The sequence below is a fragment of the Pseudomonas sp. AC172 genome (genome assembly GCF_979258595.1).
Genome location: NZ_OZ409868.1, coordinates 4,894,888 through 4,908,231 on the forward strand (window position 1 = coordinate 4,894,888; position 13,344 = coordinate 4,908,231).

The following is a 13,344-nucleotide window of genomic DNA, read 5'->3' on the forward strand; positions in this document are numbered from 1 at the left end:
CATCAATCAAGCGCGGTGGTGAATCATTACGCTCAGGGTAACGATCAAGAGCGCCCTCACCCTAGCCCTCTCCCGGAGGGAGAGGGGACTGATTGAGAGATGCTCAAGGGATACGCCGACCTGATCGTGCTTTACCGAATCCATAATCGACGGGGTATTTCAGGTCGATGTACAACGCCAGACACCTCGGTCGGCCCCCTCTCCCTCCGGGAGAGGGCTGGGGTGAGGGTCGGGCTTTTTTGCTACTCCGTCGGCACCAACTTATCCAAAACACGATTCACCGCCATCTCCGCCACCATCACCACCTGCGCAATACCCTGCACAGTCTTGCGGTGCGTACCTTCCACCATTGCCGCATGGTTGTTGAGCATAACCGTAGCCGAGCCAAGGGTTTCGCTGGCGTCGGCCAGCAGGGATTCGGTGTCGGCATTGGGATTGGCCATGTACAGCGTGTTGGGGGTGTAGGGCGTGGCCATCAGGTCGGCGTTGGTCGGGCCGAGGTAATGGTCGAGGGCGCGCTCGGCGGCTTCGTGGAATTTCTTCGAATCGGGGGATTCGTAGGGGGATGCCGGGTCGGTGACCGGCGGGTTAGGCGTTACTTTGAACATTTACCAGATCCTCATTTGGGCTAGCCACCGCTTCTCTACTAAAAGAAGTGGAGGCAGCTGTGCGCAGGTTAGTAGACCGGGGATCTGGGAAACCGGCGCGCCCGAGGGCGCCCTGCGCACAACCACCATAAAGTGCAGGTATGGAGTACCTGACTGTCTGATGAGCTATACGCCCCAAATATGACGGGCTACTAAACCCGATCACTGGAAATCAGTGACGGAATCAAGTTACGCAGCCAGCCCAAGGCGCACAAGCCGGCGGATTCTGGTACATGCGTAGGCAGCGGCGCAAGGATTCGTAGGCTAGGGAGCCGTAACACCGGGTGTCTTTAAACAGCTGTGCTAAAGGGTGTTTATTGCGCTGCAGAAATTGAGGATTTGCCTGTAAGAATTTGCTGATGCTACTGGCCCCATCGCTGGCAAGCCAGCTCCCACAGTGTCCGAGTTGTATTCGAATTCTGTGAACCACACAAAAACCTGTGGGAGCTGGCTTGCCAGCGATGGGGCCTGTCAGAGCACCACGAAATCTGGATCAATGGACTAGGCCAGCATCCACCAACAACTGCTCCAGCCCCAACAAATCCGGCACCTTCGCCACCTGCTCCCCCACCTGCACCGCCGCCTGCTCCAGCGAGCACAACGGCACGTCGACATAACTCAACTGACTATCAAGCTTGTACGACCGCGGAATCCCCTGCACCAGCAGCGCAATGAACTTCAGCTCCGGCAACCCGCCCAGCGCATTCAAAATCACGATCCGCGCGCGCTCGCCAATGACGATTTTCTGCCCGCACGCCGACTCGAAACTCAGCAGCGGAATCTGCCGCTCACGCCACTTCACCCGCCCCAGATACCACGGCGGCGTGTCCAGATCGAAGGCGCTGGCCTGATAGTCGATCAGCTCGGCCACGGCGACGTTAGGCAGGATCAGATTGCGATCCGCCAGCGGCAGCAGCAACCCGGTCAGTTGGCTGCTGCGTTGATTATGCCGGCGCTCATGCATGTTTCTTGCTCCACTGGGCAATGCTTTCAAGCAGCACCGACTCTTGATACGGCTTGCCGAGGTAGTCGTTGACGCCGATGGCCATGGCGCGGTCGCGGTGTTTCTGCCCGGTGCGTGAGGTGATCATGATGATCGGCAGGTGTTGCAGGCGTTCGTCGTTGCGCACCTGGGTGGCGACTTCGAAGCCGTCCATGCGCGGCATTTCGATGTCGAGCAGCATCAGGTCGGGCATGTGTTCTTCGAGCAGCAGCATTGCATCGACGCCGTCCTTGGCGGTCAGCACGTTCATACCGTGGCGTTCGAGCAAACGGCTGGTAACCTTGCGCACGGTGACCGAGTCGTCGACCACCATCACCAGCAGCGGTTTGTGCGGTTCGCTGTCGATCTCCGGCAGCGTCGGTGTCTGCGCAACCCGTGCCTGCATCGCGCGGATCGGCGCGAGCAAATCGAGAATCAGCACCACCCGGCCATCGCCGAGAATCGTCGCCCCGGACACGCCCTGCACCGCCGCGAATTGCGCGCCGAGGCTCTTGACCACGATCTCGCGGGTACCGGCCATGGTGTCGACCTGCACGGCGATGCGCCGGTCGTTGTAATGCACCAGCAGCACCGGCAACGGCAGGTTCTGCCCCAGCAGTTTCGGTCGTGGCGCGGTTTTCAGCAGTTCGCCGAGATAGCACAGCTCATAGGTCTGGCCGCCGTACTGGTAACGCGGCGGATCAACCCGGAAGTGCCCTTCCAGATCATTCGGCAACACGCGAACGATGCCTTCGATGGTGTTCAGCGGAATCGCGTATTGATCCTCGCCACACTGCACCATCAACGCACGGTTGACCGATACGGTGAACGGCAGCCGAATACGGAAATGCACGCCCTGCCCCGGCACCGAATCGATGCTCATGCTGCCGCCGAGCTGCCGCACCTCTTCGTGCACCACGTCCATGCCGACGCCGCGCCCGGAAATCTGCGTGATCTTTTCCGCCGTGGAAAACCCCGGCTGAAGGATGAACTGCAACACGTCGCGGTCGCTGATTTCGGCGTCCGGCGCGAGCATGCCGCGTTTGATCGCCTTCTTGCGCACCGCTTCCAGAGGCACCCCGGCACCGTCGTCGCGAATGTCGAAAACGATGTCGCCGCCCTCGCGGGACAGATCGAGGCTGATCTGCCCTTGCGCCGGTTTACCCGCTGCCAGCCGCACCTCGGCGGACTCCAGACCATGGTCGACGGCGTTGCGCAGCATGTGTTCCAGCGGCGCGGCCATGCGTTCCAGCACGTTGCGATCCATCTCGCCTTCAGCGTTGCCGACGACGAAGGCGACGTCTTTGTTCAGCTCTTCGGCGACCTGACGGACGATGCGTTTGAGGCGCGGCAACATGCGCTCGAACGGCACCATACGCGTACGCATCAGGCCTTCCTGCAATTCGGTGTTGATGCGGCCCTGTTGCTGCAACAGGTTCTCGGCGTCGTGATTACGACGGTCGAGGGTTTCCTTGAGATCGAGCAAGTCGGAGGCCGATTCGAACAGCGCGCGCGACAGCTGCTGCAACTGCGAATGGCGGTCCATTTCCAGCGGGTCGAACTCTTCGTAGCCGAGGCGTTCGGCATCGACTTGCTGACGACTGAGAATCCGCCCCTGAGTTTCGGTGTCGAGCCGGCGCAACTGATCGCGCATGCGCTCGATGGTGGTTTCCATCTCGTTCAGCGCGATCTGTGCGTCGTTGACTTGCTGTTCGATACGGCCACGGAAGATCGAGGTTTCCCCGGCCAGATTGACCAGCTCGTCGAGCAGTTCGGCGGAGACTTTGACCATGTCCGCGCCAGCGTCGGCAGCCGGCGGTGCCGCTTCATTCTTGACCGGCGCAGGCAGCGCGGGCGGTGTTTCTATCGCCACCGGGTGGCTGAAATTCTGGATCGCATTGATCAGCCGATCGGCCGGTGGACACGGCTGGCCCGCGCGCACGCCATCGAGCATTTGCGCCAAGCGATCATGCCCGCGCTGCACCAGTGCGAACAGCTCCGCCGACGGCTGCAAAACGCCGCTGGAAAGACTTTCGTAAAGGTATTCCAGCTCATGCGCGAGGTCGCCGATCGGGCCGATCTCGACCATCCGCGCGCCGCCCTTGAGGGTGTGGAGGTCACGCAGCAGGGTTTCCACTTCCTGGCGATTGCCCGGCTCGACCTGCCAGCGCAGCAGCGCGGCGCCGGAGTTTTCGATGATGTCGAAACCTTCTTCGAGGAAGATTTCCAGCAGCTCGGGATCGTGGCCAGCGCTGTCGTGATCGGTTTTTGCTGGCGGCGCTTCGGCGACGCTGTGGCCCTGACGTACCTGTCGGATCGCTTCGATCAGATCCTGCGCCGGAGTCAGAGGCTGATGGTTTTGCAACTGATCAAGCAGCAACGCCAAGCGGTCATGGCTCTTGAGCAGCAAGCGCCCCAGGCTTTCGCTGTAGTGGTAGCGACGATCGACCAGACCTTCGTAAAGGCTTTCCAGCTCTTGAGCCAGATCGCCAATCGCCTCGACTTCGGCCATCCGCGCGCCACCCTTGAGCGTATGCAGATCGCGTTGCAACGAGGACAGTGGCGCAACGTTATCGGGGTCGCTCAGCCAGCGCTGCAGGGCTTGTCCTGAGCTGTCGAGAATGTCGACCGCCTCTTCAAGGAATATCTCGACAATCTCGTCATCGGGTTCAAGCGCCGTTGCCTTTTGCTGCAACTCAGCGGTGGCGCTGCCCAGTTCACGGATGCTCAGGGTGCGGCTGCCATCGCTGCGAATCAGGCCCATCGACGACGGGTCGAGGCTTTCATCAAGCAGATCATGCAACGCGCGGATTCGCTCAGGCTGCGGCGTGACTTCCTGGCCGGCAGCCAGTTCGTCGAGCATGTTGATCAGCGCTTCATGGGCATTTTGCGCTTCGTGAAAAAAACGCTCGCTGACCGCCAGACTGCTTTCCTCGACGGCGCCGTAAAGATCGAGCAAGGCCTCGCACAACACATCGACCGGCAGCAGATCGGCCATGTGCGCGCCTTCGCCGAGGGTGGTCAGTTCATCCAGCAAGGCGCTGAGTTCCTGACGCTCGCCGGGGTGTTGCTGCCAACGCTGCAAGAGGTTTTCGGCGTCGAGGAGAATGTCCATGCCTTGAGCAAGGAAGTTGTTGATCAGTTGCGGATCACGTTTGATCCGCAGGCCGGTATTGGGCGCATCGAGGATCGACGCCAGACGCTCGGCAAGCAGGGTTTCCGAGCGTTTGATCAGCGACTGCGCACCGACAATCGGCGCCAGCGGATCATGCTTGAGCTGACGCAGACCGACGCGGAACAGACCCTCGGCTTCAAGCAGCAATTCCACTTCGTCGAGGTCCAGCGGCAACTGGTGCGCCTTGAACTCGCGGGCCAGTTGATCGAGCGGCGCGGCCAGTTCGGCAATCGGCAACACACCGGCCATCGAGGCACTGCCCTTGAGCGTATGCAAGGCGCGCTGCAATTCATCGCTGGCCTGCAACGGCACGTGTTCGGCGGCTTGGTCGAGGAAGCGGTTGAGGCTGGCGAGGTGGGTTTCGGCTTCTTTGCGGAAGATTTCCAGCAACAGCGGATCGAGCGCCGCGACATCGTCGACGTCTTCGGCAGCCAGCAGTTCGTCACCCTTGGCCAAGGCGTGAGCACGGGCCGCGAGTTGGTCGACATCGCTGCGCTGACGTTGGCTGTTCGTGGCGAATTCATTGATCAGTTCCGGCAGCAACAGCACCGTGTCGGTGAGCAGTTGCTGAACCACCGAACCGGGCTCGACGCTTTGTTCGAGCACACGGTTGAGCAGGTTTTCCACCGACCACGCCAGCTCCCCGAGGATCAGCGCGCGGACCATACGACCGCTGCCCTTGAGGGTGTGAAAGGCGCGGCGCAGTTCGGTCAGCGCATCACGATCCTGCGAATTGGCGATCCAGCGCGGCAGGTATTCGTGGAGAACTTCGAGAACCTCGTCGGTCTCTTCGAGGAACACTTCGCGCAGTTCATCGTCGACCGGTTCTTCATCAGCAGGCGGCGGTATCAGGCTGCCGGGTGTAATCAGTGCAGGCGGGTTGACCGCTGACACCGGGCTGGCCAGAACATCGGCCAGCGACTGTACGGTTTCCGGATCGTCGAGCGCCTGCATGTCCTGCATCACCAGCGCTTCGCTGGGGCTGAGCACGTCTTCGAGGACGGGAACGTGCGGCTCATTCGGGAAGAAACCGAGGCTGGCGAGGGACTTCTGCGCGACATCCAGCAATTGTTCGCCCGGTGCCTGCGGGTCGTCGCTCAGGCGCTCGAGGTAATACTCGAGGCTGCTGATGACATCGGCCAGATGATCGAGTTGTTCCCAACCCGGCTCGTGCGGATCAAGCAGCAGATGTTCGCGGATAAAACCGTTGCAGGCTTCGACCAGACTCGCCGCCCGGTTCAACGGAATCATCGCCAGCGCCCCGCGCACCTGGGTCAGCAGCGCCGGCAACGGTTGCAGGTGCTGGCGATCCCAATCGGCGTCGATGTAGTCGACGATCATGTCCTTGGCCTGTTGCAGGCAGATATGTGCTTCCTTGATCACGATCTGATGGATCTGCGTCAGGTCGGTGGTCGGCAAGCGCGCGTCTTCCGGGCTTTCCGGCTCGACGGTGCCGACCATGCCGGCCAGCGTCGCCTCGACGTAGAGCAGCGCACCGGCAACGTCCATGAGGATCGCGTCGTTCGGTTCGCGCTGGCCCTGGGCGAGGCTGAGCACCACGGCCAATTGATCGATGATGACTTTGCGCGGCTGGCCGAAACCGAGCACGGCGAGGGTGTCGGCGATTTGCCGCAGCGGTGCGAGCAGGCTCTCCAGATCCGAGGTGTGCTGGCGGTCGCTGCGCACGAACAGGTCGAGGCGTTCCTTGACCCGCACCAGTTCTTCACACAGTGCCGCCAGCACCGAGCGCATCGCATCGCGGTCGGGGCCGGCCAGGCGCGCGCGTTCTTCATCGACCATCGCGCTGTCGGGCAACGCGTCGTCCAGGGAGTAGCGATCTTTCATGGTCAGCATCTGCCCGGTGGGATGTTCGGCTTTGGCAATATAGAACAACAGGCTTTTCAGCAACTCCGCCGGCGCCAGTTGATTGAGCCCGGTCATGCCCTGATCGAGCAGGCGTTTGAGTTCTTTGTCGGCATCCTTGAACAGGCTGCGCAGTGCCGGGCTGTTGGCGATCACGCCCTCGCGCATGCCTTCGATCAGCGCCGAGGCGACTTGCCACAACGGGCTGAGCGGCGAATCACCGCTCAGCGCTTCGAGGCGGGTGAAGACTTTCGCCAGATAGTCGAGATGCGTCTGGTCATCCTGTTCGCGCAGCAAACCGACCAAAGCCATTTGCAGCATCTGGCGCAACTTACGCAGGACGTTCGGCAGCTCTGCCGGTTCGAGCAGCGCTAGCGTATCAGCGCTCAAGGGCAGTAGCTCGGGCAGTTGCGGGCTGAACAGGCTGGTTTCCGAGAGCAGGCTTTCGCCCCGAGCGCTGCGCAGATCGTTGATCAGCGGCAACACCACCAGCGGCAAATCACGGCGGGCGCTCTGCACGCGGTCGAGGTAGATCGGCAGTTGCCCAAGGGCTTGCAGCAACAAGTGCAGCGCTTCGTCGCGATGGCTGACGCGCTCGTGCTGCAAGGCTTCGACCAGATGTTCCATTTCTTCGGCAAGCAAAGCGGCGCCGTAGAACTCGACCATCTGCAGGCTGCCGTGGACCTGATGGATATAGGCCAGGCACTCGTCCAGCCCCGGGAAGGCCTGCGGATCGTCGAGCACGGCTTCAATCGCCTGATGCGCCTGCCTCAGCGTTTCGGCAATTTCGCCTTTGACCCATTCGAGGGCCACATAGTCGTGCCGATCACCCATAACCACTCCACTCACGCTTTATCTGTCGCCGCCGGCAAGGTGAATCCGGACACCGAACGCCGCAACTGACTGGCCATTTTCGCCAGGTTACCGATGCTTTCCGCAGTGGCCGTGGAGCCGGACGACGTCTGCGAAGTGATCTGCTGGATCACGTTCATCGTAAGGGAAATCTGCCCGGCCGAGGACGTCTGCTGCTGCGCCGCGTTGGAGATGCTTTGGATCAGCGCCGCGAGGGTCTTCGACACGCCTTCGATTTCTTCCAGGGCCACACCGGCATCCTGCGCCAGTCGCGCGCCGCGTACCACTTCGGTGGTGGTCTGTTCCATCGAGATCACGGCTTCGTTGGTGTCGGTCTGAATCGCCCGCACCAGGGTTTCGATCTGGCGGGTGGCGGCGGACGAGCGCTCGGCGAGGCGCTGAACTTCGTCGGCGACCACTGCAAAACCGCGCCCGGCATCACCAGCCATCGACGCCTGAATCGCGGCGTTGAGGGCGAGGATGTTGGTCTGGTCAGCGATGTCGTCGATCAGGCTGACGATGTCACCGATTTCCTGCGACGACTCGCCCAGACGCTTGATGCGTTTGGCGGTGTCCTGAATCTGTTCGCGAATGTTGTCCATGCCGTGGATGGTGTTGTGCACCACCTCGTTACCCTTGTTGGCGATTTCCACGGAACGCTCGGCTACCGCTGAAGACTCGGCGGCGTTGGCCGAGACCTGATCGATGGACTGGGCCATGTCGCTGATGGCGGTCGAGGCTTCGGAAATCTGCTGGGCCTGATGCTCGGAGGCCTGGGCCAAATGCATCGCGGTGGCCTGGGTTTCCTGCACCGCAGCGGCGACCTGGCCGGCAGTGAGGTTGATGGTCGCGACCAGATCGCGCAATTGGTCGACGGAGTAGTTGATCGAGTCGGCGATGGTGCCGGTGAAGTCTTCGGTCACCGAGGCGGTTACGGTGAGGTCGCCGTCGGCGAGGTCTTCGATTTCGTCGAGCAGGCGCATGATCGCGTTCTGGTTACGCTCGTTCTTCTCGGCGGTTTCGCGCAACTGACGATTGGTCTCGCGGACCATGACCAGACCGATGAGGATGATCGAGGCCAGCGCCAGCAAACCCAGAACGTAGCCGCCGATGGTGTCGGTGTTGCGCCCGCCGGCAAGGTTCTCAAAGCGAGTGGCCAGGTGCGAGGCTTCGTCGAGCAGGGTTTGCGAGAGGCTGAAAATGTTGCTCGCCGATTCCCGGACCTTGAACAGCTCTGGCGAGGTTTCGAGGATTTCATCGACGGAGCCGGAGACAAACTGGAACAGCTCGGAAATCTCACTCAAACGGGCACGGGCGTCGCGGTCTTCGACCTGGCTGATTTTCAGGGTCGGGTTGCCTTGGAGCATGCCGTTGAGCACTTGGCCGAAACGGGTGGCGTCGCGGCCAAAAGCATCGGCGGCTTGCTGGGAGTTTTCGTCGCCGGCGAGCACGGTGTTGACCGCGCCGAGGATGCGCTCGGCCAGCAACGACTGACGCTGGGCCATCGCTACTTGCGCGGCCGGGGCGCCACGCTGGAGGAGGATTTCGACGACTTTTTCGTATTCGATCTGCAACTGCGGCACGGTTTCGGCCAGGGTTGCGGCGACCTGATGCAGCGACAGCACGGTCTGTTCGCTGGAGAGAATGGCGTCAGTGTTTTTAAGCAGGCGCTCCCAATCCAGCTGCACAGCGCGCATTTCCGGGCGCACGGTGGCGGGTGCCGGCGGCAGGCCGGTGGCCGGATCGCCCTTCTTCAGATAACCCCAGCGCTGGGCGAAATCGTTGCGCGCATCGCTGAGCAACTTGAACGCGGCAGCCTTGCCGGCGGCGGCTTCGGTGGCGTTCTTGGCGATGCGTTGCGAGAGCACGCGCAGTTCACCGGCGTGGCCGATGTACTGCTTGTCGTAGTTCGCCTGGGTGTTGAGATAAGCGAAGTTGGCGAACAGCAGCATGATGAACACGATCAGTGCGATGAACAGCACGATGATCTGCGAGCGACTGCGCGAGCCTTCCGCCGGCTTGCCTGTTTTTGCTTTTGTCATCGGTCCTCGCCCTAAACCCACACCTTTGAGGCCTGCTGCAATCCCTGTGGGAGCGAGCCTGCTCGCGAAAGCGCTGGGTCAGCCAATATTTATCTTGCCTGACACGCCCTCTTCGCGAGCAGGCTCGCTCCCACAGGGGACGGTGTTGAATCTGTTATATCGCCACGCTCATGAACACCGGGGATTTCGCCAGGGCAAACAGGCTGAACACCCGCCAGTTCTGCTCACGGCGGAAATAGCCTTTGACGAACTCGGCCTTGGAGCCCTGGCGCTTGCTGATCGAAAGCGGTTCAAAGCTGTCCTGCTCAAAGTGCTGCAAGCCAATGACCTCATCGACCATCAACCCGGCAAACACATCCCCGTGTTCCACCACCAACACCCGCCGCTGTTTACGCAACGGCGACAGTTCATGGCCGAAGAAGCCGCACAGATCCATGATCGGCAACAGCCGCCCGCGCAGGTTAGCCACGCCTTTGACCCACGGTTTGACCCCGGGCAATTGAGTGAAGCGCGGTTCGTGCAGCACTTCGCTGACTTCGCCCATCGGCGCCACATACCAATGCTCGCCGAGGCGAAAGCCGATGCCGCTCCAGCGATCCTGGCGCGCCGGTTGCGACGGCAAGTCTGCCGCCAGCAAGCGGCAGCGCTGGTCGATCTGCCAGAGCAGTTCGAACGCGGTCAGCGATTCGCTCATGGTCGCGCGATCAGCCTTTGAGCACGTTGTTCAGGGTCTTGATCAGGGTGTCTTCGTCGACCGGTTTGGTCAGGTAGTCCTTGGCGCCCTGACGAGTGCCCCAGACCTTGTCGGTTTCCTGATCCTTGGTGGTGATGATGATCACCGGGATGTGGCTGGTGTCGGCATCCTTGGTCAACTGGCGGGTCGCCTGAAAACCGTTGAGGCCGGGCATGACGATGTCCATCAGCACCGCGTCAGGTTTTTCCTGACGGGCCAGGGCCACGCCGTCGGCGCCGTTTTCGGCCTTGAGCACTTCATGGCCGTGCTTTTCGAGCATGCCGGTGAGTTTGTACATTTCAGTCGGCGAATCATCGACGATCAGGATACGTGCCATGGTTTTCCCCATTTTTCTTGTCGACCCCCGGCCCGCTGACCGAGTGTCTCTGTACGTGTCTTACTGCGGCAAAACGGCGGCGAAGCCCGGTACATGGGCCTGGATCGCGTTGAGCAGTTCTTCCTTGCTGAAAGGCTTGGTCAAAAATTGATCGGAACCGACAATCCGCCCCTTGGCTTTGTCGAACAGCCCGTCGCGTGATGACAGCATGATCACCGGCGTCGCTTTGAACGCACTGTTGTTCTTGATTAAAGCGCAGGTCTGATAACCATCCAGACGCGGCATCATGATGTCGACAAAAATGATCCCGGGATGGTTGTCGGCGATCTTCGCCAAGGCGTCGAAACCGTCGATCGCCGTGATCACTTCGCAACCGACATTCTTCAACAATGTTTCGGCGGTGCGACGAATCGTTTTCGAGTCGTCGATCACCATGACCTTCAAGGCGCTGGACTGCTGTTCCATAAGAGGGCTCTACCGTCGCCTTTGCGAATCAAATTGTCCGTTTTGCGATGAGTAATGGCTGGAAACCCTTGATGTTCAAGGGCCAGCACCGCTTGGCAGCCTTTTTAGCACAGTCTCCAGATGCAATCTATCGACGGGTTTTTCCTTGACCGAAAACCCGCCCGGCGCCACTCTGGCGGCACTTTTTCAATACCGATCCGGTAGCCAATTTTCGAGGAAAACCCAATGAGCGTTCGCGTCGGGATTGTCATGGACCCTATCGCCAGCATCTCCTATAAAAAGGATAGCTCGCTGGCCATGCTGCTGGCCGCGCAGAAGCGCGGCTGGGAACTGTTCTATATGGAGCAGAGCGACCTGTATCAGGCCGAAGGCCAGGCACGGGGGCGCATGAAGCCGCTGAAAGTCTTCGCCAACCCGGAAAAATGGTTCGAACTGGACGCCGAGCAGGACAACCTGCTGAGCGATCTGGACGTGATCCTGATGCGCAAGGATCCGCCGTTCGACATGGAGTTCGTCTACTCCACCTACCTGCTCGAACAGGCCGAAACCGCTGGCGTGCTGGTGGTGAACAAGCCGCAGAGCCTGCGCGACTGCAATGAAAAGCTGTTCGCCACGCTGTTCCCGCAGTGCACGCCGCCGACCATCGTCAGCCGTCGCCCGGACGTGCTGCGTGAATTCGCCGACCATCACGGCGACGTGATCCTCAAGCCGCTGGACGGCATGGGCGGTTCGTCGATATTCCGCCACACCGCCGGCCACCCGAACCTCTCGGTGATTCTCGAAACCCTGACCTTGCACGGCAAGCAGCAGATCATGATTCAGGGCTACCTGCCGGCCATCGTCGATGGCGACAAGCGCATCCTGATGATCGACGGCGAGCCGGTGGATTACTGCCTGGCGCGGATTCCGGCACTCGGCGAAACCCGTGGCAACCTCGCCGCCGGTGGTCGTGGTGAAGCGCGTCCGCTGACCGACAAGGATCGCTGGATCGCTGCTCAAGTCGGTCCGACCCTGCGTGAGAAAGGTCTGCTGTTCGTTGGTCTCGATGTAATCGGCGAAAGCCTCACCGAAATCAACGTCACCAGCCCGACCTGCATCCGTGAAATCGATAATGCCTTCGGCACTGACATTGGCGGCATGCTCATGGATGCCATCGCCAAGAAGCTGCAAGCCGCCGGCAAATTGCCACAAGCTTGATGCACGTCACATGCAGTCTGTCGCTTGAAGCGTGAAGCCCAAGGCGTGAAACCAACATTGCGTTATCATGCGCAGCCTCTGAAAAACGCGATGTTGGTTTTCTTGTCATGACCCTCCCGTCCGATCTGCCCGCAGAACTCGCCCACCGTGGCGTGCGCCCGGCCGATCGCCTCGGTTTTACCCTGTTTCTCGCAGCGCTGATCCATTTGGCGCTGCTGCTTGGCGTCGGCTTCACGATGGTCGAGCCCAAGCAAATCAGCAAAACCCTGGAAATCACTCTCGCCACCTTCAAGAGCGAAAAGAAGCCGGAGAAGGCTGACTTCCTCGCCCAAGAGCATCAGGAAGGCAGCGGCACGCTGGACAAGAAGGCGATCCCCAAAACCACTGAAGTGGCGCCATTCCAGGACAATCAGGTCAAAAAAGTTACGCCGCCACCGGCCGCCAAACCAGAAGTGCAGGAGGCTGCGCCCAAGGCTGCGGTGACTACCGTCGCGCCGAAGCCGAAAAAAGCGCCGACCAAGAAAGAAGAAAGCAAAACCGAAGTCAAACCGACAGTCGACGCGCCAGAATTCGACAGCTCGCAGCTGTCCAGCGACATCGCCAGCCTCGAAGCCGAACTGGCCAAGGAACAACAGCTGTACGCCAAACGCCCGCGTATTCACCGCTTGAGCGCGGCGTCGACCATGCGCGATAAGGGCGCCTGGTACAAGGATGACTGGCGCAAGAAGGTCGAACGCATCGGCAACCTCAATTACCCGGAAGAAGCACGGCGCAAGCAGATCTACGGCAATTTGCGCCTGATGGTCTCGATCAACCGCGACGGTTCGCTGTATGAAGTGCTGGTGCTGGAGTCTTCCGGCCAGCCGCTGCTGGATCAGGCGGCGCAGCGTATCGTCCGACTGGCGGCACCGTTTGCCCCGTTTACCGGGGACTTGTCGGATATCGACCGACTGGAAATCATCCGTACCTGGAAATTCGCCCGGGGCGACAAGCTCTCGAGCAACTGAATACACCGCATTCCCCCTGTGGGAGCGAGCCTGCTCGCGAATGC

At 60.8% G+C, this 13,344-nt stretch carries 9 protein-coding genes; 2 read left to right on the forward strand and 7 right to left on the reverse strand.

Going from position 1 to position 13,344, the window contains the following annotated elements; all coding sequences use genetic code 11:
• Positions 1 to 242: 242 nt before the first annotated feature.
• The 7 genes from ACZ0A4_RS22125 to pilG form a co-directional block, all read right to left on the reverse strand.
• Positions 243 to 608, reverse strand: a complete 366-nt coding sequence (locus ACZ0A4_RS22125; RefSeq protein ID WP_463576376.1) for a DUF6124 family protein — start codon at positions 606 to 608, stop codon at positions 243 to 245.
• 532 nt (positions 609 to 1,140) lie between these two features.
• Positions 1,141 to 1,611, reverse strand: coding sequence for a chemotaxis protein CheW (locus tag ACZ0A4_RS22130; protein WP_463576377.1), 471 nt, complete (start codon positions 1,609 to 1,611; stop codon positions 1,141 to 1,143).
• Positions 1,604 to 7,501, reverse strand: coding sequence for a hybrid sensor histidine kinase/response regulator (locus ACZ0A4_RS22135; RefSeq protein ID WP_463576378.1), 5,898 nt, complete (start codon positions 7,499 to 7,501; stop codon positions 1,604 to 1,606). The genes ACZ0A4_RS22130 and ACZ0A4_RS22135 overlap by 8 nt, the downstream gene beginning before the upstream one ends.
• Before the next feature lie 11 nt (positions 7,502 to 7,512).
• Positions 7,513 to 9,561, reverse strand: coding sequence for a methyl-accepting chemotaxis protein (locus ACZ0A4_RS22140; RefSeq protein WP_463576379.1), 2,049 nt, complete (start codon positions 9,559 to 9,561; stop codon positions 7,513 to 7,515).
• Positions 9,562 to 9,715: 154 nt separating this feature from the next.
• Positions 9,716 to 10,255 (reverse strand): chemotaxis protein CheW, encoded by a 540-nt coding sequence (locus tag ACZ0A4_RS22145; protein WP_064116258.1) that lies wholly within the window; start codon positions 10,253 to 10,255, stop codon positions 9,716 to 9,718.
• 10 nt (positions 10,256 to 10,265) lie between these two features.
• Complete coding sequence (pilH, locus tag ACZ0A4_RS22150) at positions 10,266 to 10,631, reverse strand: twitching motility response regulator PilH (RefSeq protein WP_007913674.1); 366 nt, start codon at positions 10,629 to 10,631, stop codon at positions 10,266 to 10,268.
• 60 nt (positions 10,632 to 10,691) lie between these two features.
• Positions 10,692 to 11,096: a twitching motility response regulator PilG gene (gene pilG / locus ACZ0A4_RS22155; RefSeq protein WP_007913673.1), complete on the reverse strand. Its 405-nt coding sequence runs from the start codon at positions 11,094 to 11,096 to the stop codon at positions 10,692 to 10,694.
• A 225-nt stretch (positions 11,097 to 11,321) separates the two neighbouring features.
• Between pilG and gshB the strand changes: the two genes are divergently transcribed.
• Positions 11,322 to 12,293, forward strand: a complete 972-nt coding sequence (gene gshB / locus ACZ0A4_RS22160) for a glutathione synthase (protein ID WP_158953390.1) — start codon at positions 11,322 to 11,324, stop codon at positions 12,291 to 12,293.
• Positions 12,294 to 12,400: 107 nt separating this feature from the next.
• Positions 12,401 to 13,300 carry an energy transducer TonB gene (locus tag ACZ0A4_RS22165; protein ID WP_038358807.1) on the forward strand — a complete coding sequence of 300 codons (900 nt, stop codon included), beginning with the start codon at positions 12,401 to 12,403 and terminating at the stop codon, positions 13,298 to 13,300.
• Positions 13,301 to 13,344: the final 44 nt, after the last annotated feature.

What these genes read in the sequence shown, in the direction of transcription:
- ACZ0A4_RS22165 (WP_038358807.1), top strand. Translation starts at nt 12,401, where the DNA reads ATGACCCTCCCGTCCGATCTGCCCGCAGAACTCGCCCACCGTGGCGTG.
- ACZ0A4_RS22125 (WP_463576376.1), bottom strand. Translation starts at nt 608, where the DNA reads ATGTTCAAAGTAACGCCTAACCCGCCGGTCACCGACCCGGCATCCCCC.
- ACZ0A4_RS22145 (WP_064116258.1), bottom strand. Translation starts at nt 10,255, where the DNA reads ATGAGCGAATCGCTGACCGCGTTCGAACTGCTCTGGCAGATCGACCAG.
- gshB (WP_158953390.1), top strand. Translation starts at nt 11,322, where the DNA reads ATGAGCGTTCGCGTCGGGATTGTCATGGACCCTATCGCCAGCATCTCC.
- ACZ0A4_RS22130 (WP_463576377.1), bottom strand. Translation starts at nt 1,611, where the DNA reads ATGCATGAGCGCCGGCATAATCAACGCAGCAGCCAACTGACCGGGTTG.
- ACZ0A4_RS22135 (WP_463576378.1), bottom strand. Translation starts at nt 7,501, where the DNA reads ATGGGTGATCGGCACGACTATGTGGCCCTCGAATGGGTCAAAGGCGAA.
- pilG (WP_007913673.1), bottom strand. Translation starts at nt 11,096, where the DNA reads ATGGAACAGCAGTCCAGCGCCTTGAAGGTCATGGTGATCGACGACTCG.
- pilH (WP_007913674.1), bottom strand. Translation starts at nt 10,631, where the DNA reads ATGGCACGTATCCTGATCGTCGATGATTCGCCGACTGAAATGTACAAA.
- ACZ0A4_RS22140 (WP_463576379.1), bottom strand. Translation starts at nt 9,561, where the DNA reads ATGACAAAAGCAAAAACAGGCAAGCCGGCGGAAGGCTCGCGCAGTCGC.